Genomic DNA, 16,505 nt, shown 5'->3' with positions numbered 1-16,505 from the left:
TATCGACATCGGTGCTGGTTAGCGTACCTGAGGTAGTTACCGCTTTGTCAGTCTCATCGATGGCGACGGTCGCACTGCTGACAGTAGCGGTGTCGTTAGTACCGTTAATCGTGACTTTTATGGTGGAAGGTGTGCCATCGATGGACGAGACAGTGAAGGTCTCTTCGACTTTATCGCCGACGTTTAATTGGTTAAACGCGCTGCTCGCGGTGAACACCCAGTGACCATTGGCATCAATGGTGAGGTCGCCATTTGTGCCTGAAATAGAATCCGGCGCAAACGTGTTGTCTGGGTTGTCTACATCGGTACTAGTCAATGTTCCTGATGTCGTTACCACTTTGTCTGTCTCATCGATAGCAACGGTCGCACTGCTGACAGTAGCGGCGTCATTAGTGCCGTTAATCGTGACTTTAATGGTCGAAGGTGTGCCATCAATAGACGATACAGTGAAGGTCTCTTCGACTTTATCGCCGACGTTTAGTTGATTAAACGCGCTGTTGGCGGTGAAGGTCCATTGGCCATTAGCACCAATGGTGAGGTTGCCGTTGGTGCCAGTAATGGAATCTGGAGTGAACGCATTATCCGGATTATCGACATCGGTGCTGGTTAATGTTCCTGAAGTCGTGACTGCTTTGTCGGTTTCATAGATGGCAACGGTCGCACTGCTGACAGTAGCTGCGTCATTAGTGCCATTTACTGTGATAGTCACTTGATGCGGCGTGCCATCAGCAGAATGAACGGTGATGGTGTCGGTAGCGGTTGCTCCTTTGCCCAATGCTTGAACGTTAGGATTTGTATTATCAAGATCGTACGTCCAAGAACCAGTATCAGTCAGATGAAGCGTACCAAACGAGCCTACTATATCGGTGTTGGAGAAGTGTGCCTCGCCAGTATCCACATCCGTTACCGCAAGTGTGCCCGAGGTCTGAAGTTGGGACTCTTCGGTTACCACGCCGGCACTGGTTCCGCTTATCACGGCTTTATCATTGGTGCCGTTAACGGTAATAGTGATTTGATGAGGAGTGCCGTCGGCGGAATGGATGGTTATGATATCTGTTGTCGAAGAACCTTTACCAAGAGCCTGAACTTGTGGTTTTTTATTATCTAGGTCATAGCTCCAATCGCCATTGTCTTTAAGGTGTAAAGTACCCAGTGTCCCCTTGAGGTCGGAATTAGAAAAATGCGCCTCTTTTGAGTCGATATCGGTGATGTTGAGTTGGCCCGAAACCGTTAGGTCTTTATCTTCAGTAACTTGGCTTGAGCCATTACTTTTCCCGATAGCGAAAAACGAACTTGGTGAATTTGCTGTACTACTCGTGATTACCGCATGGTCGTTGGTGCCATTAATCGTAACCATAACTTGATGCGCTGTACCATCAGCTGAGTGAACAGTGACGATGTCTGTCGCAGTTGAACCTTGGCCAAGTCTTTGAACTACTGGGTTATTGTTGTCTAAATTGTATGTCCACGCACCGTCTTTAGTGATGCTTAGCGTACCGAAATTGCTAGTTACTTGTGATGCCTGAAAATGATCTTCTCCAAGATCTGAATCTGTTACCGAAAGCTGCCCTTGAACTTGTGTCGTTAAATCTTCAGTTAACGTGCCTGCATCCACACCTGTGATAAAGGCATTGTCGTCGTTCCCGCCAATCGTCATATCGATCGTTTGCGGTGTGCCATCTTTGGTGTGAATTGTGAAACTTTCATGCAGTGAAGTGGCTGCGGTTAAAGCTTGAACATTAGAGAGCGAGTTATCAACTTGATACTGCCAATGTCCATCAGCATCGATAGTTAATGAACCATATTTACCTGAGATAACTTCCGGTGTAACCGAACTTTCATTTTGGTCAGGGTCTATGACATCGATTTTGCCGTTCGCATGTAACAAGCCTTGTGAATCAATATTGTGATCTTCTGTTACGACACCTGTTAAGTCTCCAGAAATACTTGGCGTGTCTTGCTTACCTGTTACTGGTATCTGGACAATGATGCTCGAGCCATTAGATAGATGTAACGCAAAATGGTCAGTACCTGGTTGGTGCTGATTTAACAGGATGTATTGAGGAGAATTTGGATTCAATATGAATGTGTATTGACCATTTGCATCAACATGAAGCTCTCCGTACGTACCTTTTATGACTTCTGGCATGAAGGTGACGGGTAAAGCGGGTGTCGTCGGCGCATTTGAATGAGTCGGCTGACCGTTACTTCCTGAGGAGATAGTCGGCATCGATACCGAAGGAATGTAATGGACTTGCGGGTGAGAAAGCGTCGACAAATGATGAGAAGGAACCAAGTGAGAGCTCGAACCATGGGGGGCATGACTTGCATTTAAGGTGGAGTTTACGTCGCTGTCACTCGTCTGAGCTTCTTGGAGAGCAACCGCTGATGAGTCTGCCTTGCTATGGTCATCGGTGACATCTTTTTCGGTCACGTTATTTGCGGTTACTTGATCTGCAGCGTCGCTGGCATTGTCTATACTTTCTGCAGCAGCGTGTTTAGCCAATGATGGCAAAATCATCATGAGTGACTGAAAAAGTGGGATATTCACTTTTAGATGTGAATGCAGTCTGCGCTTCTTTTTTTGTGTTGGTTTCTTTTGTTCTAGCTCGTTACTTTTCTTATTTTTGATTTCTGTATTTTTCTTGTTTGCTTTGACGTTCTTTTTGTTAGCCATTTTTATCATCCGTGAATCGTGGTTGCACTATCTTAAGTAAAATACACAGATAGAGGTTTCGCTAGCTAATTGGATAATTTTTAAAGAAAAAACTGCAAAGTCGAAGAATTATCTCATTTTGATGAAAGAGAGGATGAATACTTTTTCAACGGTCAGGTAAATATCGGCACAATGGCATTGACCTTACCCTAAGGGGAACGTTTATAGTTGCGTTGTAAATTCAAAGGTAAGCTATGACAAACACATTCCGAAAAACTTGGATTATTGTTTTCAGCATCATTGCGATGTTGATGTCTAGCTATGCCTCAAGCTCCTCAGCCTTGATGACTGAAGTAATGATGATGGAAATGGGGTCGAGCAAGTCGGCTTGTTACCACAGCGATACTTCGGTTAATGATTCAATGGCAGGGTGTCATGTGATGAGTGAAGAAGTACACGCTGAAGACTCTAACATGAGTGCCCATGCTTTGATGGCTCAATTCGATATGTCTTCAATGAGCGAAGACGGCAGTCCGATGATGGGTAACCATTGTTCGAGTGCCGATTGCTGTGCCTCAATGTGTTCTGCAAGTCCCTATCCAATTCAGGCTGTTCAAGCCGTTGATCAACTTTCCTTTTCATTAGCTCGTTTTCAATCGGTCACGATTGGCCAGAAAGTCGCACGCGCTCAATCTTTGCTACGCCCACCTTCCGCATAAATCTATATCTAAAAATACAGCTATATCAGTTAGATAAATCTGATAAGCCATTCTTTTTTATGCGCTAATTAGCGCTAGATATGGACATTCATTGTGAATATGAAACCAACAACCTCTGTGTTTGTCATGAACACGAGCTTAGTGGTTGCTGCTGCCTTGCCTATGGCCTTGTTTTCAAGTGCTACGCTCGCGGCTACCACGGCGTCAGCTTCAAATGCTCAACACATTTCAGCACATGACCAAGCAAGCTCGACGCAGCAACTCAATACACTGATTGAGATAGCGTTAAGCGAAGATGGAAATCGCAAACAGTACTTTGCTCAGTCTCAAGCGATGCGAGAAACGGGCATTGCCAGCTCGACCTTAATGGACCCGAAATTGAAAGTTGGATTTGGCGGTTTGCCTGTCGATAGCTTTCAATTCGATGAAGACCCGATGACCAATATATCGGTAGGGCTGATGCAGCAGTTTGAGCGTGGCGATACGCTTAACCTCCAACAGAAAAAGGCAGGCCAGCAGGCTGATGCTTTAGCTTTGCAGGTGCAAGCAAGAGAATTGACGGTTGCGAATAGCATGACGCAGCTTTGGCTTGAGTTAGGTTATCAGCAAAAGGCTGAGTCGGTGATTCGTCAAAATCGTCGTTTGTTGGTTGAGCTTGAAAACTATGTACAAACCAATTACTCGATTGGTAAAAGTGAAGCGCAAGATCTGCTTAATGCTCAGCTCCAAGTGAGCAAGCTTGATGAGAAACTTCAGGCAAACCAGCAGGTTCAGCGTCGTCTAATCTCTCAGCTTTCTGAATGGTTGGGTTCTGATTGGCTAGGCTCTCAGGTTCTTGATTCTCAGGGCACACTGAATGCAACTAACCAAATCGATTGGTCGTTGTTGGAAAGCAAATTAGCGACGAATATCGATTCAACTAAGCACTACCAGCTACTGACTGACCATCCTTTGGTTAAGATCTCCGATGTCAGTATTTCCTCCAATCAAACTCAGGTTGAGTTAGCCGAGCAAGCTTATACCCCGCAGTTTGGGGTGGAAGTGATGTATGCACACCGTCAAGCCAATAACATGGCGGGTGAACCAGCTTCTGATCTGGTGAGTGCTTATCTGACAGTGGACATCCCGTTGTTTACAGGGAACCGACAAGATAAAAACTTATCGGCTGCTCAGTATCAAGTTGGTGCGGCTAAATCTCAAAAAGACACCTTACTTTCTCAAATGAACGCGCAAGTGAACGCATTGCTGGTGGACAGATCAAATCTGATCCAGCGATTAGATCGCTATCAAACGTCTTTGCTTCCTCAAACCGCAGCGCGAATCAGCGCGGTTGAGAGGGGCTATCAAAACAATACCGCTCAGTTTAACGATGTCATTTTAGCAACGACCGATGAGCTGGCGCTTAAGTTAGAGCAACAACGTTTGATCACCGATCTCAACATCGTTAACAGCAAACTGGCAGCGTTAGTCAGTGGCTTTGAATACCAAGTAAACCAACCACAACTCAATTCAAGCGCAACTAAACACACAGCCAATCAATAAGGGAATAGACAATGAGTTCAGTAAAAGTAGCAACAATCGCTTTATTGGTCGGTGGCGCATTGGGTTTTGGTGTGAACCATTTTCTAATTAATCCAGCACACGACATGTCAGCAATGGCAACGAGTACAGATGCCGAAGTAAGTAAACAAACCAAGGATGAACCTTTGTATTGGGTGGCTCCGATGGACCCAAATTATCAGCGTGATAAGCCGGGCCAGTCACCAATGGGGATGGATCTTATCCCTGTGTATGCTGACGATGTGAACGGCGGAGCAAAAGATGAGCCCGGTACCGTGTTCATTGATTCGTCGGTAGAAAATAATCTGGGTGTCAAAACAGCGAAAGTTAAGTTCGAAGCGCTGTCTCCTCGGATTGAAACCGTGGGTTATGTGGCGTTCGATGAAAGTACATTGTGGCAAACCAACGTAAGAGCAGCTGGTTGGGTTGAGAAGCTCTACATCAACTCAGTGGGTGAGAAGGTAAACAAAGGTGATGTGCTTTTCACACTCTATTCTCCAGAGCTTGTTAAAGCACAAGAAGAGTTGATCAGTGCTTATAAAACGGGTCGTAAAGGTTTGATCAAGGGCTCGACTGAACGCCTAATTACCTTGGGTGTTGATAAGACTCAAATCCGCGCTATTACGCGCAAAGGCAAAGCCTCGCAAACCATTGAAGTCAAAGCGCCAGCCGATGGTGTCATCGCAAGCCTGAATATCCGAGAAGGTGGTTATCTTTCACCTGCACAAGCGGTGATCAGTGCTGGCCCATTAGGCGAAGTATGGGTTGATGCAGAGGTGTTTGAGCGCCAAGCGCATTGGATCTCGTCAGGCAGCAATGCGGTGATGACGCTAGATGCCATTCCCGGCAAAGAGTGGTTGGGTAATGTCGATTACGTGTACCCAATCCTTGACCCAAAAACTCGAACTTTGCGCGTTCGTTTGAAGTTCTCCAATCCCCATGGCGAGCTTAAGCCAAATATGTTTGCCAATATTGCGCTGAAACCCATCAGTGATGAAGCCGTTCTTACTATCCCAAGATCTTCGGTGATTCACTCCGGTGGTATGACTCGAGTGGTGATGTCAGAAGGTTCTGGCAAGTATCGCTCTGCTCGTATTGAGGTTGGTCGTGAAGCTGGCGAAAAAACAGAGGTGCTTCAAGGGCTAGAGCAAGGCGAAAACATTGTCACTTCTGCGCACTTCATGTTGGATTCTGAATCGAGCCAATCTGCTGATCTGTCACGCATCAATGGTGTTGAGGAAGAAGCTGAAACCGTGTGGGCAAACGGTGAAATTTCCGATGTTATGCAAGGCAGTCGCATGGTGACGATTAACCATCAGCCTGTTCCTGAATGGGATTGGCCGGGCATGGTGATGAATTTTACCTTTGCGGAAGGCTTGGACATGAGTGACGTGCAACGTGGTAAGGCGATTGATTTTGAGATGAGAAAGACAGAGTCAGGGCAGTACGAGGTTGTTGATTACAAGGTCAACAAACACAAGATCGCTGGCGAAGTTTGGGTAACAGGTGACATCACTATGTTGATGGCAGATTTTGGCATGATCACCGTAAAACATCAGCCAGTCCCTGAGTGGAATTGGAAAGCGGGTGAAATGAATTTCCAAGCCAGTGATGACCTTGATTTATCTGAGTTTGCCGAGGGTCAAACCATTCGGTTTCTAGTTGCGAAGCAAGGTTCTGATTATGTGCTCAAATCTCTCGAACCGACGAATAGCACGGGTGAGGGCGAACTATGATCAATGCAATCATTCGCTGGTCTATTAGCAACCGCTTCTTAGTGCTAGTTGCTACTGCAGCCATCGTATTTGGCGGCTTATACAGCGTTAAAAATACACTGGTCGATGCCATTCCAGATTTATCAGATGTTCAGGTAATTATCAAAACCAGTTATCCGGGGCAAGCGCCGCAAGTGGTCGAGGATCAGGTGACCTATCCATTGAGCACCGCCATGTTAGCTGTACCGGGTGCTGAAACAGTTCGTGGCTACTCGTTCTTTGGTGATTCCTATGTCTATATCATCTTCAATGACGATACCGATATGTACTGGGCGCGTTCACGAGTGTTGGAGTACTTAAGCCAAGTTGCACCTAACTTGCCATCGAGTGCTAAGCCAACATTAGGGCCAGATGCAACCGGTGTGGGCTGGGTTTACAGCTACGTGTTGCAAGATAAAACAGGTCAGCACGACTTAGCGGAACTTCGTAGTTTGCAAGATTGGTTCTTGAAGTATGAATTGCAAACTGTAGAAGGCGTGTCTGAAGTGGCGACCGTTGGTGGCATGGTGAAGCAGTATCAAGTACAGATTGATCCGGCCAAGTTACGTGCATATGACCTGACGCTTCAGCAAGTCAACAAGGCAATCCAAGATGGTAATCAAGAAACAGGAGCGTCTGTTGTTGAGATTGCGGAATCCGAACACATGGTTCGCACGACCGGTTACCTGACAAGCATCGAAGATATTCAATCTCTGCCGCTAAAAGTGACCGACAAAGGTACTCCGCTGCTATTAGGTGACATTGCTGACATTAACCTTGGCCCACAAATGCGTCGTGGTATCTCGGAACTCAATGGTGAGGGTGAAGCGGTTGGCGGCGTTATTGTGATGCGCTTTGGTGAAAATGCCAGTGAAGTGATCGACTCGGTGAAATCCAAGCTCGCTGAACTGCAAGCTGGCTTACCTGATGGTGTCGAGATTGTCGCAACTTATGACCGTTCTACTTTGATTGATTCAGCCGTTGAAAACCTTTGGAAGAAGCTGGCTGAAGAGTTCATCGTGGTCGCCGTCGTATGTGCGCTGTTCTTGTTCCATATCCGTTCATCGCTGGTTATCGCTCTAAGTCTGCCTGTTGGTATCTTAGGTGCATTCATTGTGATGCATTGGCAGGGTATTAACGCCAATATCATGTCTCTTGGCGGGATCGCGATTGCGATTGGCGCCATGGTGGATGGTGCCATAGTGATGATCGAGAACGTTCATAAACACATTGAACGGACTCCGCTCACTGACAAAAACCGTTGGCAAGTGATTGGTAAGGCAGCAGAAGAAGTTGGCGCGCCGCTGTTCTTCTCTCTGATTATCATTACCTTGAGTTTTGTGCCTGTGTTCGCGCTAGAAGGGCAAGAGGGCAAGATGTTCTCGCCACTTGCGTTTACCAAGACGTATGCAATGGCCGCTGCAGCCGGTTTGGCTATCACGCTTGTGCCTGTGCTAATGGGTTACTTCATTCGTGGCAACGTGCTACCTGAACACAAAAACCCAGTAAACCGCAGCCTAGTGGCGATGTACAAGCCGCTTCTAAATCTCAGCCTAAAATATCCAAAGGTGATGATTGTTATCGCACTTGGCTTAATGGCGTCTGCTTATTACCCAACCAGTAAGCTTGGTAGTGAATTCATCCCTCCTTTGGACGAAGGGGATTTGATGTACATGCCAACCACGTATCCGGGTATCTCAATAGGTAAGGCTCGTGAGTTGTTGCAACAAACCAACAAGCTCATCAAAACCATTCCAGAAGTCGAAACCACGTGGGGCAAAATTGGTCGAGCAGAGACAGCAACCGATCCTGCGCCACTGACTATGATTGAAACGGTTATTCAGCTTAAACCAAGAGATGAATGGCGTGACGGTGTCACTACTGAGTCGCTACGAAAAGAGTTTGATGCTCTGATTCAATTCCCCGGTTTGACTAACGCATGGGTTATGCCAATCAAGACTCGGATCGACATGTTAGCGACCGGTATTAAAACGCCAATCGGAATCAAAATAGCAGGGCCAGATCTGAGTGTTATAGAGGACATTGGCTCTCAGCTCGAACCTATCTTAAATGGTGTTAGCGGTACGGCTTCTGTGTATGCCGAACGTGTGGCTGGTGGTCGCTATGTCACGATAGATATCAAACGTCTTTCTGCTGCACGATATGGCTTGAGCATTAAAGAAGTGCAACAGGTTATTTCGACTGCGGTTGGTGGCATGAACGTGGGTGAAACCGTTGAGGGGCTAGAGCGTTACCCAATCAATGTCCGTTACCCACAAAGCTATCGTGATTCTGTCGTTAAGTTGCAGAACCTGCCGTTAGTGACACCAAATGGAGCGCGAATTGCTTTGTCTGATGTTGCAGATATTCGCTATGAAGATGGACCACCAATGATTAAGACGGAGAACGCGCGTCCTAATGGCTGGGTGTTCGTTGACATCGAAGGTCGCGACCTTGGTTCTTATGTGGCAGAGGCGCAAAAAGTCGTTACAGATCAAATCGTCTTACCTGCTGGATATTCATTGGCATGGTCTGGTCAATACGAATACATGGAGCGCGCCAAAGAACGTTTAAGTGTCGTTGTGCCAATTACCATCGCCATCATCATGTTATTGCTCTACCTCAGCTTCCGCCGTGTCGGTGAGGTGATGATGATTATGCTGACATTGCCACTCGCGATGGTTGGTGGCCTATGGCTGATGCATGTCCTCAATTACAACTTCTCGATTGCGGTGGGTGTGGGCTTTATCGCCCTTGCCGGGGTAGCTGTTGAGATAGGCGTCATTATGTTGGTCTACCTAAATCAAGCATGGCACTACAAAAAATTGGATGCGGAGCAGAACCAGCAAGCACTTCAGAGTGAAGACTTAACGGATGCGATTCGTGAGGGTGCAGGACTGCGTGTTCGCCCAGTGATGATGACAGTACTTACGGTGATCATTGGCCTCATTCCAATTATGTATGGCGAGGGAACGGGCTCTGAAGTGATGCAGCGAATTGCCGCGCCGATGATAGGCGGAATGGCGTCGGCACTGTTGCTTACCCTACTGGTTTTGCCTGCAATCTTTAAGCTCTGGAAACAGCGTGAGATTACGCATAGCCAAAACGAGACAAACAAATAACGTATTGATTATTAGCCCTTACTTACCAATACAGAGTGGGTAAGGGCGTACCACATGAACATGTGAAACTAACAAATAAATAACTGAATTAATCTAAGGAACGATCATGAAAAAGACACTTATTGCGATTGCACTGATGTTAACTACTGCAACGGCTTTTGCTGAAATGGACCATTCAGCTGTTGACCATTCAAGTAAAGATCATTCAGGCATGGAACACTCAATGATGAAAAGTGGAGAGATGGATCATTCAAAAATGGATCACAGCATGATGAAGGATGGAAAGATGGACCATTCGATGATGAATATGGAAGGCATGTCTGAAGTGGGTATGCCTGCGACAGACGCAAAGCCGGATAAAGTGGTTCATGTTCTGTTAAGTGACGATATGAAAATCACATTTAAGAACAAGGTTGATATTGAGCCGAACGACGTGGTGCAGTTCGTTGTAATGAACACAGGCAAGATTGATCATGAATTCTCGATTGGTTCTGCTTCAGAGCAGTTAGAGCATCGTGAAATGATGAAAAACATGGGTAATCACGCTCATGACTCGGGCAGCACAGTTACAGTTAAGCCGGGCAAAGCGAAACAGATACTTTGGCATTTCCATGGTGATAATAACGTAGAGTTCGCGTGCAATATTCCTGGTCACGCTGAAGCGGGTATGGTCAAAGCACTAACGCTATAAGGTGAGACACAAGCCATATCTAGTTCAAAGGGATGAGTGCTAGGTATGGCTACCTTGTTTTAGTGCTATTTAGGTATTAGCTTTAAAAGACTATAGGAATAGGGGTTTAAGGATGAATAAGACAGTTCTAGTACTTGCAGTAACGGGTGCTTTAATAACGTGGTCGACCCACAGCATTGCTGCTAAACCTGAGTGGGCTGGTAAAGGTAAGCCCGATTTAGAAGAAGTAAAAACGCTCGTTGAGGCTAAAAAAGTTGAAGGCGAAATTGATGATCGTGAGAAGCAGCTTGATTCAATGATCGAAGAGAAAAATAAGAAAGCGAAAAAAAGTAAGAACAAAAAAGATAAGCAGAAATTAGATAAAGAACTCGACGATTTGGAAGACGAGAAAGAAGCCCTCGAAGAGAGTAAAGAGAAGCTCAAAGATAAGAAAGAAAAGCTTGAAGATGATATGGATAATGACGAAGAAAAGTCGGGATTAGAAAAGCAGAAAGACAAGAAAGCGGAGCAAGAGCGTAAAGAAGAAGGAAAAGGGTCAGAGAAAGGCCAACAGCAGCGTGAAGAAAACAGCAAAAAGTGGTGGAACTTCTGGGAGTAATGCGAGGGTCTTACATCACCAATTCATTTCAACCTATCAGCACAGCTTTGTGTGACCGCTAAGTCATTGGTTAAACATTGTGACCAGTTAAAGATAAGTCTCAACCTGTTCAGGAATGCATGAACTAACTTGTATTGGCTGAGGCTTATCTGTAGCTAGAATCACTGTAGCAAGATAGAAGTTTCAAGCAAGTGGTGTGCTTCGCCGCTCAGGTGCGGTAGCTCTGCCATGATCTTTTTAAACTTGTCATCGATTGACTCTGCTTCATTAAGCGATCGAAAAGCCAGTACAGCCTGTTCAGGCTCGCTGTTCACATAACCTTTCAATGTATCTAGCTGAATTTTGTTCGCATTTTCGACTTTTGACAGTGCGACATTAATTGCATCGATATTAATTGTTAACTCATTGCTTTTAAACATTTTTTATTATTTATGGGTTATTGCTAATGCGCGCACATTAACACAACTGTTTTTTCGGATATTGACCAAGATTATTAAATTGGAACAATTTTGAAAATCATTGAAAGTTGATCTGTAATGTGTAATGGGCAAGGTGTCAGAAATACGAAGCGATTTAAGGAGTTAATAGCTCTGGTTAGTCAATTAGCGTTGATTCGTCAATCCAAGCTTAAACAAAATAAGTTTAATCAGTATAGATTTAATGACTATGGATTTAACTAACGGAGAAGTTTTTTGAATAGGGTGTCGCTGGAAGAAAACATGTAATGACACTTAAGGAGAAGTTGGAGCGTGCAGCGGGAATCGAACCCGCATCATCAGCTTGGAAGGCTGAGGTAATAGCCATTATACGATGCACGCACACTGTCTTAATAGCAAGACTGAGGCATCAAGAAGACTGGAGCGTACAGCGGGAATCGAACCCGCATCATCAGCTTGGAAGGCTGAGGTAATAGCCATTATACGATGTACGCACATCGTCTTAACGAGAGTGATAATGCCACATCTAACTGAAAACGAAACCTTTTTCTTTCATTTTTATTCTAAGTGCTCGCATAACCACCACACCGCTAGTTTTTCAATCATGTTCGGCGTTTTCAGAGTGAATAAAATGTGACTAAAATCTCTAAAAAGGAGGGCGAGAAATAATAGTAAATGTCATGCCGTTTTTTTCGATAAATCCACCTTAATTTATAAACCTGCTTTGGTGGTGCTCAGTTGTCATAAATCTAATAAAAATTAAGGTATTTGGAGTGTTAACATAAACTGATTTTTATTCGTGTTTCGGCGTTCATTAATAACAATCTGAATGCATAAATTTAACTTATTCGCCGGTCAAAACATTCAGTAAACTAATCCCAAATGAGTAGAGTTATAGAGACTTCTAAGCCTTTGCAGAAAAAAGTAACGAGTTCAGTTGATAATTCACGCAAAAGCCTCGTCATTCCGTCTATCGTTTGGTACATTTGCCGCACATTTTGTCTCCCCTAAAATACCCATGCCTTCTCAGTTCCGAATTAACAAAATTGTTGAAATTGGTGATACTCTTCACCGCAGTGGTTGCGCTCCGTATAAGCTTGAAAAATATACACAATATTATGCTAAAAAGCATGGTGTGGATGTGATGATCCAAGCAACGCCAACCGCGATCAATTATCAGTTTCCAGACGATAACAACGCTGTGATTCTTAAGCGTCTAAAGCCTGCTTCAATTAACCTGAGTTTGTTGGCTAATACCATCATTCGTATTAACCAACCGAGCAGTGAGCCTGTACCAGAGCCTGTCGGTTACTCTAAATTTGTGACGGCACTGGCCAATATGGGTATTCCGCCTGCGTATTTGATGCTGGTGGGCAGTACGTTGGAAGCAGTGGGTTTTTCTGCGTTATTGGGTTTGATGGTTTGGGTATGTCAGCAAGTTCTTCATTCACGTCGCGCTATCGCAGTTGAATTCATCTCTGCATTGTTAACGGGTATCTTCGTGGCGTTTTTGGCGAGTACAGGATTGCCGATACCAGTGTGGGCATTGTGTATCGCCTCGATTGTCCTGTTTGTCCCCGGGTTATCCATAGCCAACGCACTAGAATGTTTGGCGTTTAATGACTTGGTTTCTGGTACCAGCTTGCTAGGGCAGAGCGCCTTAACCCTGATTAAGCTGTTTGTCGGGATTATCATGGGGCTCAACATCGGTGAAGCGATATGGGGACAAGCGGTCTCCATCGACTATACAAATGCGGTACCGATGTGGATGCACATATCTGGCTTGGTGCTGATCTCTGTGTCTATCGGTGTGATGTTCAATGCGCGACCTAAAGACATCTTACTTGGTTTACCAGTAGCGGTTCTCGGTATGTGGGGCCCGTTCTATCTAGGTTTTGATAGTGGTTGGGTTGTCGGTACTTGGGTTACGACGGTTCTTATTACTTTGTACGGGACTTGGATTGCCAAGAAGATGGAGCTCACGGGCTCTATTTATATCGTGCAAGGGATCATCATCTTGGTTCCGGGTAGCCGAGTATTAGTAAGTGCCAGCCAGTCGGTGTTTGAACAGTCGATTCTGCCTATTCCTAGTATTGGTTTGTCGGCGTTATTCATGTTCTCTGCAATCGTGGCAGGGCAAATCACCGCTTACTCGATTTACTCACCAAAAGTCGAACGTTAAATTCCGCTTCTCAAATTTTTAAACAAACACAGCTTAGCGGCTGTGTTTGTTCGTTTTAGGTACGGATCTTTTTTAAGACAATTAACTCTTCGTAAAACTTGTTAGATTTATGCTCGCTAAGCCTAACAAGAGCCATTAAAATGGAACAAATTCTATTTAAATGAAGTATTAACGTATGTCTCTACCTCCTTGCCCGCAATGCCAATCTGAATATGTCTACCCAGATCAAAACAACCTAATCTGCCCTGAGTGTGCCTACGAATGGAGCCCAGAAGAAGAGCGTTTAGAAAGAGAAGCCGCGCGTGTTAAGGACGTTAATGGCGTTGTATTGGAAAGTGGCGATAAAGTTACCTTCATTAAAGATCTAAAAATTAAAGGCAGTTCTAGCGTACTGAAAATTGGTACTAAAGCGGTAATCAGACGAATTAATGAAGGCAAAGATCACCAGTTAGATTGCAAACTGGATGGTGGCGGTGAAATGCTCGTTACAGCGAAGTACGTTAAGAAGCAATAACCATTGCTTCAAATAATTGTCGTAAATCTTCAATAAGTTTAAGTGGCTTCTCGGCCATACTGATTCGCATATTAAACCGCAATAATTTCAGAGAATTAAGATGATCAGAGAATACCGCCCAGCCGATATTGAATCCGTTTTAGACATTTGGCTAACCGCCTCGATCAAGGCGCATGATTTTGTGGCTCCTGAGTTCTGGGAGTCGCAAGTTGGTAATATGCGCGACCTATATATTCCTGCATCACAGACCTATGTGTACCAAGTTAATGGTGAGGTTCGTGGCTTCTATTCACTTTACGAAGAGATACTAGCGGCGATCTTTGTCAGTACAGAACATCAAGGCAGTGGTATTGGTAAGCAACTAATCCAACACGCGAAGCTTGAATGTCCGAACTTGTCTTTAAATGTATATAAAGAAAACCAAGCGACGATTCAGTTCTATTTGTCCCAAGGTTTTTCTATTGTGAGAGAACAATCTGATGAGCATACCGGACACCAAGAATACACCATGCACTTAGCTTAGGCTTGATAGCTAACCCCGGAAGAAAAGTAACTAGGAATCAACATTATATGGACATGGTTAAAGCTGCTCTTTCGCATTCAACTGCCTTTCATCACTATGTGAACGCCTGTGTTGAAGATGGGTTAGATATTTACACGGGCATTTCTGATGGCAGTGATGCCTATTTAGAAAGACGAATTGCTTATTCAAAAGGTGGGGGTTTGCCAGAAGGGTGGACGCCTGCTTCTACTTATTTTTGTTTCGAGTCTGGACGTATTCTTGGAGTGATAAGAGTTCGTCATGGCACCAGTCCGTACATTCACGGTGTCATAGGACATATCGGCTACGAGACTTTGCCACAAGCGAGAGGGCGGGGTATCGCAAGTCATATGTTGTCTTGGGTTCAACGGCACGTATTGTCCGAAAGCGCTATTATTACGTGTGAGAGGGGCAATATAGCTTCGCAAAAGGTGATTGAGAAGTGCGGTGGACAATTCCTGAATACCTTTTACTCGGAGCAAGATAAACACGAAGTCTTACGTTACCAACTAGAACCAAAATGAACATTTAAGCGTGGCATTTTTGGGTTTTATCGGGGTTACTATGTCCCGGTTTAAACGAAAATGAAGCCATAGCCAATTATTGTTGGAGATATTTTGAAGTATTCAACAAGACCTGCTGAGTCATCAGATTATGAATTTCTGTTCGAGCTTAAGAAGGCCGCTGAGTTTGAACCGATCAAAGCCGTATTTGGTTGGGATGAACAAATTCAACGAGATATACACGCCGAAGAGTGGGCAGAAGAACGCCCTGAAATCATTGAATATCAAGATAAAGCGATTGGTAGTGTGTTGTTGCAAGACAAGGGCGATCACTTCTATTTTTGCCGATTCTTCTTACTACCTGAGTATCATGGGAAGGGCATTGGTAGCCAAGTATTGAAAGATTGTTTAACTAAGGCTGACAGCCTCAATAAACCCGTCGAACTTTGTTATCTACAAGGTAATCGAGTTGGGGAGTTGTACTTGAGGTTTGGCTTCGACATCACCTCGCAAAACGATCAGTTTGTCTATATGTGGCGTCAGTAATTCCAAGCATTAGTTATTAACCTCAACAGCACAGTTCGCCATTGAGGTTTTTTTGTTTTGGTTTTCAATTTAAGATTTAATCGCCAACAGTGCTCCGAAAGTCACTAAGCCAAATCCACACGCTTGATTGAGTCTTTTCTTTGCTCTCAATAGATGCTTTTGCAATGTACTCGAAGTAAACAGCATAGCGACAACGCCAAACCACAAGCCGTGAAGAACGATCATGTAAAGCCCATAGCCGAGTGCGACATGTTGGTTCTCTGCATCAGGTGAGATGACTTGGCTGAAGATGCTCAAGAAGAACAACATGGTTTTTGGGTTGAGCACGTTACATAAAAAACCTTGGGCTAAATAGCGCCAAACACTGGTGATTTGCTTTGCACCTTCCATAGGTGCAAGCTTGTTGTCCGCACTCAAGATACCTTTTAGTCCTAGATAAATAAGGTAGGCTGCACCTGCGTATCTTATCATGTCAAACAGCTGTTCATTCTGTGAGATTAAGTAACTGATCCCAAGCATTGAATAACTGATGTGAACACAAATGGCTAAACTCACACCTATTGCAGTCCAAATCCCGGCTTGTCTTCCTTGATTGACACTGTTTTTCAAAACTAAAACGAAATCAGCTCCTGGACTAATAACAATCAATAATCCCAATACTGCTAGGCTTAACCACTCCATA

General features: G+C 44.7%; 14 protein-coding genes and 2 tRNA genes. 11 read left to right on the top strand and 5 right to left on the bottom strand.

All coding sequences use genetic code 11. The annotated features are described in order from the left end of the window. Positions 1-2,677: VCBS domain-containing protein (locus AACT19_RS14395; RefSeq protein ID WP_207551968.1), on the bottom strand; the 2,677-nt coding region annotated here is incomplete at its 3' end. A 233-nt stretch (positions 2,678-2,910) separates the two neighbouring features. Here AACT19_RS14395 and AACT19_RS14390 point away from each other — a divergent pair. The 6 genes from AACT19_RS14390 (at position 2,911) to AACT19_RS14365 (ending at position 11,100) form a co-directional block, all read left to right on the top strand. Continuing rightward, on the top strand, positions 2,911-3,375 hold the full coding sequence (locus AACT19_RS14390) for a hypothetical protein (protein ID WP_017059270.1): 465 nt from the start codon (positions 2,911-2,913) through the stop codon (positions 3,373-3,375). A gap of 99 nt (positions 3,376-3,474) precedes the next feature. Continuing rightward, complete coding sequence (locus AACT19_RS14385) at positions 3,475-4,917, top strand: TolC family protein (protein ID WP_076646893.1); 1,443 nt, start codon at positions 3,475-3,477, stop codon at positions 4,915-4,917. Positions 4,918-4,928: 11 nt separating this feature from the next. Then, the gene (locus tag AACT19_RS14380; RefSeq protein ID WP_076646891.1) at positions 4,929-6,671 is read left to right on the top strand and encodes an efflux RND transporter periplasmic adaptor subunit; all 1,743 of its coding nucleotides are present in this window, start codon (positions 4,929-4,931) and stop codon (positions 6,669-6,671) included. Further along, positions 6,668-9,811: an efflux RND transporter permease subunit gene (locus AACT19_RS14375; RefSeq protein ID WP_076646889.1), complete on the top strand. Its 3,144-nt coding sequence runs from the start codon at positions 6,668-6,670 to the stop codon at positions 9,809-9,811. The genes AACT19_RS14380 and AACT19_RS14375 overlap by 4 nt, the downstream gene beginning before the upstream one ends. A 106-nt stretch (positions 9,812-9,917) precedes the next feature. Continuing rightward, on the top strand, positions 9,918-10,502 hold the full coding sequence (copI, locus tag AACT19_RS14370; RefSeq protein WP_076646888.1) for a copper-resistant cuproprotein CopI: 585 nt from the start codon (positions 9,918-9,920) through the stop codon (positions 10,500-10,502). 112 nt (positions 10,503-10,614) lie between these two features. After that, entirely contained in the window at positions 10,615-11,100 is a 486-nt protein-coding gene (locus tag AACT19_RS14365) for a hypothetical protein (RefSeq protein WP_076646886.1), read from the top strand. A 161-nt stretch (positions 11,101-11,261) separates the two neighbouring features. Here AACT19_RS14365 and AACT19_RS14360 read toward each other — a convergent pair whose 3' ends face one another. The 3 genes from AACT19_RS14360 to AACT19_RS14350 form a co-directional block, all read right to left on the bottom strand. After that, positions 11,262-11,519 (bottom strand): hypothetical protein, encoded by a 258-nt coding sequence (locus tag AACT19_RS14360; protein WP_017078262.1) that lies wholly within the window; start codon positions 11,517-11,519, stop codon positions 11,262-11,264. Between the two features lie 324 nt (positions 11,520-11,843). Continuing rightward, a tRNA-Gly gene (locus tag AACT19_RS14355) sits at positions 11,844-11,918 on the bottom strand. Positions 11,919-11,956: 38 nt separating this feature from the next. Beyond that, positions 11,957-12,031: transfer RNA gene (locus AACT19_RS14350), tRNA-Gly, on the bottom strand. 524 nt (positions 12,032-12,555) lie between these two features. On the opposite strand from AACT19_RS14350, the gene AACT19_RS14345 reads away from it, so the two are divergent. The 5 genes from AACT19_RS14345 to AACT19_RS14325 all read left to right on the top strand — a co-directional run bounded on the left by AACT19_RS14345 (position 12,556) and on the right by AACT19_RS14325 (position 15,823). After that, on the top strand, positions 12,556-13,719 hold the full coding sequence (locus AACT19_RS14345; protein WP_017058966.1) for a threonine/serine exporter family protein: 1,164 nt from the start codon (positions 12,556-12,558) through the stop codon (positions 13,717-13,719). 175 nt (positions 13,720-13,894) lie between these two features. Beyond that, positions 13,895-14,233: a zinc ribbon domain-containing protein YjdM gene (locus AACT19_RS14340; RefSeq protein WP_076646884.1), complete on the top strand. Its 339-nt coding sequence runs from the start codon at positions 13,895-13,897 to the stop codon at positions 14,231-14,233. A 100-nt stretch (positions 14,234-14,333) separates the two neighbouring features. Beyond that, positions 14,334-14,756 (top strand): N-acetyltransferase, encoded by a 423-nt coding sequence (locus AACT19_RS14335; protein ID WP_076646882.1) that lies wholly within the window; start codon positions 14,334-14,336, stop codon positions 14,754-14,756. 47 nt (positions 14,757-14,803) lie between these two features. Further along, on the top strand, positions 14,804-15,298 hold the full coding sequence (locus AACT19_RS14330; protein WP_076646880.1) for a GNAT family N-acetyltransferase: 495 nt from the start codon (positions 14,804-14,806) through the stop codon (positions 15,296-15,298). A gap of 93 nt (positions 15,299-15,391) precedes the next feature. Next, on the top strand, positions 15,392-15,823 hold the full coding sequence (locus tag AACT19_RS14325; RefSeq protein WP_076646878.1) for a GNAT family N-acetyltransferase: 432 nt from the start codon (positions 15,392-15,394) through the stop codon (positions 15,821-15,823). A gap of 69 nt (positions 15,824-15,892) precedes the next feature. On the opposite strand, the gene AACT19_RS14320 is transcribed toward AACT19_RS14325, so the two are convergent. Then, the gene (locus tag AACT19_RS14320; RefSeq protein ID WP_076646876.1) at positions 15,893-16,504 is read right to left on the bottom strand and encodes a LysE family translocator; all 612 of its coding nucleotides are present in this window, start codon (positions 16,502-16,504) and stop codon (positions 15,893-15,895) included. Position 16,505 lies beyond the last annotated feature (1 nt).

Source organism: Vibrio sp. 10N.222.47.A9, assembly GCF_963872585.1.
Classification (GTDB): domain Bacteria; phylum Pseudomonadota; class Gammaproteobacteria; order Enterobacterales; family Vibrionaceae; genus Vibrio; species Vibrio splendidus.
Note: the sequence above shows the minus strand (reverse complement) of the source record. Positions and strands in the feature narration are given on the sequence as shown.